Consider the following 347-nt stretch of genomic DNA (forward strand, 5'->3'; position numbering starts at 1 on the left):
GAGCCTTATTACGGCATGGCGTGAGTTTGGACATTATTGTCACCAGTACCGGGCTGAGCCGGGATAAAATTGAAGCGTTAAAGCATTAAATTAATCTTCTCTTTTACAGCAAAATGCCGATATTCAAGATCGGCATTTTTATTCTTATTTATACCCTATGGATGACCTGTCTCTTGATCATATTTCATAGATCAAGAGACAGATGGATGACGGGGATAGACAATGAGTAGTAATGACTACCTGATAAGACAGAGAAACAGATTGTGGCAAAGAAAGAAAAACGGCCTCACCATGACGCGTTATTCAAGCATTTTTTAACGCAGCCTGAAACGGCCAGAGAATTTCTC

At 40.3% G+C, this 347-nt stretch carries 1 protein-coding gene; it reads left to right on the forward strand.

What is annotated here, in order from left to right:
- Positions 1–263 precede the first annotated feature (263 nt).
- On the forward strand, positions 264–347 hold an 84-nt coding region (locus C5469_RS23980; protein ID WP_339414681.1), incomplete at its 3' end, for an Rpn family recombination-promoting nuclease/putative transposase.

Origin of the sequence: Photorhabdus cinerea, assembly GCF_011189575.1 — a bacterium.
Lineage (GTDB): Bacteria > Pseudomonadota > Gammaproteobacteria > Enterobacterales > Enterobacteriaceae > Photorhabdus > Photorhabdus cinerea.